The sequence below is a fragment of the uncultured Planktosalinus sp. genome, from assembly GCF_963973675.1.
In the GTDB taxonomy this organism is placed as follows: Bacteria; Bacteroidota; Bacteroidia; order Flavobacteriales; family Flavobacteriaceae; genus Planktosalinus.
In genome coordinates this window covers 1-3027 of the sequence record NZ_CAXBAN010000330.1, presented here as the reverse complement: position 1 = coordinate 3027, position 3027 = coordinate 1, and the positions used below count along the sequence as shown (strand labels likewise).

The following is a 3027-nucleotide window of genomic DNA, read 5'->3' as shown; positions in this document are numbered from 1 at the left end:
CAAGGCGTAGATATGTTTATGGTGATGGATGGTGAGTCTAACACCAACTATATGTTTATGAATTCCGGAGGGAATAAAATTGCTACAGCCACTTCATTGAGTGGTAATGACCTGATCAATTCATCAAACGATGAGGAGGAATACACCATTACAGAGCTTCCTCCTAAGACAATTTTAGGTTATCATTGCCTTGGCAAACAAATGGAAAACGAAGATTATCTCATTAAAATGTATTATACCACAGAAGCCGATGTAAGCTTTAATGATGTCTTTAAATCAAGCAATGATCAGATTCCTGATGCTATGAAGGCACATTTCAATTCAGCCGAAGGTGCATTGATGATGTATATGGATATGGTAGATAAAAAGAATAAAGGAAAAAGAAACTCATCTGGAACCATGGAATGCACCTTATTAAAACCAACTAAATTTTCATTCAGCACAGCAGGATACCAAGTATTTTAAAATATCTCACCTTAAAAAATCATAACAATGAAAACTTTAAAAATTATCTCAAAATACTCTTTAATTTGTAGTTTATTATTTGTACTTAGTTCATGTAGTAAAGATGATGATGGTGAAACACCAAGCTCAAATCAACTTTTTCTAAAAGCAAACATTGGCTCAGAACAGCTTTTATTGGATAATGACAATGCAGAAACTCTAGAAGGAAGTTTTGGAACAATTCCTTTTCCGGATCTCACTTATTATGGAGGAGGAATCAATGCACAAACCCCTTCCGGAACCAATGAGTCAAAAATGTTTATTATTCAGATTTATGACGATAATCCAATAAATACCTCTACCTATTCGGGTTATCAAGAAATTCAACCAGGGCTGTACTATGGTGTTCAGTTTTTGTTTTCAACAGGAACCAACTTTTACAGTTCCGATGAAGATAACACAGCTTCCACAGTTACCATTACATCCATAAACAATAATACAATTAATGGAACATTTTCAGGCACAGTTATTAACCTTATGAATGGGGAAACAGTCAATATCACTAACGGTGAGTTTAGTGTTGAAAATACAGCAAACTAAATGTTTGATACCAATGGCTAGTATTAAAAAATTTATTAGTTTATTGATGTTTATTTTGTTGGTTTCTTGTGATGAAATGCCATCCAAGGCACCTGCAGGAAAAGATAAAAACAATAAAGACTCCACTGTGTCTAAAGCAATTTCAAACTCAATTGAAGAGGATTTTTATAGCAGTATTTTAAAAGAAAAATTGCCGCTCAATGAGCAAGAGTTTAAAGATGTCATTCCAATAGAAATAAATGGATTTCAGCTAAAAGATTCAAAAGTGGTAGAAAACCTGCAAATGATTCAGGCCACATATGGCACACAGTTTAAAATTATGATTCAGGATTATGCTGGGACAGACGGTAAAGCCATTCAATTTTTTTATGAATCCTATAAAATTGCCTCTGGGTCAAATCAAATTTATAAAGAGCTTGATGGCTATAAGACAAAAAGTAGTATGAGATATGGTGACAGCGAATTATCCTATGTTTACCTCAACAGGTTTGTTATCACTCTGGAAGGAAAAAAAATGACCCCTGAACAACTTTGGGAGTTTTTTGACCCAGATTTGCTCTCTTCATTAGACATTTTAGACCAGTATAACAACCGAAACCACTAGCACAATGAAATCAAAAATCCTGACTTTAATTCTACCGGGAATACTATTGCTTTTTTTAACATCTGGATGCTTTATTAAAGACGAACTGACAAACAAAAAAAGCTTTGTAAAAATTGAACTTACAGGCCCTTTAAAAAATGGCGTTTTCTCAATAGAAACCGAAGGCCCTGACACCAATTTTATTTATGCATCCGGACTTATTTCGACCAATACAGAAACCAATCTTGAAACCGCACTGTTGACCTTTCAAGACGATACACAAGAGTTATATGTTACATTTGCTTTTCCGACAAAAACCGGACTTAATGAACTTGTCTATGATGAAATAGATGAATATATCTCAGTTACATTTTTAAATGAAGAACTGATTCTTGTCTCAAAAATCATGTCGCTAAACATTAGCAAATTTGAAAAAAAGGAAAACTTGTTAAGTGGTTATAGCGGCACTTTCAAAGCTAGAGGGACTTTTACTGGCACGGCTGTCTATGTTGATGTGGTTACTAATGAAGAATACATACACATTTTAACAGGAGAATTTGAATATCACCCATTTTAATATAAAAAACATGAAATCTAATTTTTTAATAATTGTTTTTTACATAGGGTTTTTAGTTTTTGCCAAAGCCCAGACAATTACCTCAAAACTGGAAAATCATCAACCCGGATTCCCTGAAATGGACCTGGTTTTACTATCCTTTGGAGCAGATTATCCTATAAAAATTGGGGTGCTACAAAAAGATGGAACTTTAAAAATTGATTTGTCAGATGTGGATTTAAAAAGCATTCCCCAAGACCATTTTGAAATGTTCCTAAGTGACAATTTAAATGAAAACCTTACATTAAAATGTAATCTCTCAACAGATCTTCAACAGTCAAAAAACTTAAAAGCACAAAGAGGGGGAAATATAGGCCTCTGGTATAAAAATCGTTGGGCCGGAACCCTATACGCTGTTTCAACTGAAGAAATCATGCCTTGGTTGGAAGATGAAGCCTATATGGAGCCCGTTTTAAGCTCATTTTTTGAAATTATCTATGTCACTGAACCGCTTGAAATCAATACTACCTGTACAAACTCATGGCAGTTAACAGATAAGAAAATTGAAGCTGCACATACCTATCAATTTTCACTCCAAAAAGGATTTAATTTATTAGAATATCAAATCCAGGAAATTTATAAAACAAACCCCAACGAAACCTCTTCAAAACCCAGCAAAGTCACAATTGCTAATATAAATGGCTCCTCAAAAATTAAATGGTATGTGAAATACTTTTAGTGTTTTTTTTAAACGTAATAAATGAAGCCACAATCAAAATTAGCCACCTTACTACAGAGATATTTTTTTTCAGCAAACTTTATTGGTAGGAATGGCTTCATTTAT

General features: G+C 33.6%; 4 protein-coding genes and 1 pseudogene. All 5 read left to right on the top strand.

The features are described from left to right. Positions 1-465: pseudogene (locus AACY61_RS11445) on the top strand (hypothetical protein); the annotation flags it as partial. Between the two features lie 27 nt (positions 466-492). Then, positions 493-1044 carry a hypothetical protein gene (locus AACY61_RS11440; protein WP_339611711.1) on the top strand — a complete coding sequence of 184 codons (552 nt, stop codon included), beginning with the start codon at positions 493-495 and terminating at the stop codon, positions 1042-1044. 13 nt (positions 1045-1057) lie between these two features. Next, entirely contained in the window at positions 1058-1648 is a 591-nt protein-coding gene (locus AACY61_RS11435) for a hypothetical protein (protein WP_339611710.1), read from the top strand. Between the two features lie 4 nt (positions 1649-1652). After that, positions 1653-2204, top strand: a complete 552-nt coding sequence (locus AACY61_RS11430) for a hypothetical protein (RefSeq protein ID WP_339611709.1) — start codon at positions 1653-1655, stop codon at positions 2202-2204. Between the two features lie 10 nt (positions 2205-2214). Continuing rightward, positions 2215-2922 carry a hypothetical protein gene (locus AACY61_RS11425; protein ID WP_339611708.1) on the top strand — a complete coding sequence of 236 codons (708 nt, stop codon included), beginning with the start codon at positions 2215-2217 and terminating at the stop codon, positions 2920-2922. Positions 2923-3027 lie beyond the last annotated feature (105 nt).